Annotated in this window: 1 protein-coding gene; it reads right to left on the bottom strand. The window is 67.1% G+C overall.

Annotation, left to right across the window (positions count from 1 at the left end):
- Positions 1-286 (bottom strand): hypothetical protein (locus VR45_RS41795; protein ID WP_045945222.1); only part of this gene is annotated, 286 nt, incomplete at both ends.

The following is a 286-nucleotide window of genomic DNA, read 5'->3' as shown; positions in this document are numbered from 1 at the left end:
ACGGTGACCTGCCACTGGATCTGTTGCCCGGGGACGACGGGGTTGGTGAGCAGGACCTTGGTGACGGTGAGGTTCGCTTGCGGTGTGGGCGAGTTGGTCGGCGTGGCGATGGCGGTGTGGGTCGGGGTTGTGGGGTCGGGGCCGCCGGTGACGGTCGCGGTGTTGGTGGGCGTGACGGTCGCGTTGGTGTCAAGGGTGCCGGTGAGTGTCCACGTCATCGAGGAGCCGGCGGGGATTTCGATGGCGGGGCAGGTTGCCGTGTCGTTGTTGATCGGGCAGTTGGTTC

Origin of the sequence: Streptomyces sp. NRRL S-495 (assembly GCF_000966955.1) — a bacterium.
Taxonomy (GTDB): Bacteria; Actinomycetota; Actinomycetes; order Streptomycetales; family Streptomycetaceae; genus Kitasatospora; species Kitasatospora purpeofusca.
This window is presented reverse-complemented; position numbering and strand designations above follow the sequence as displayed.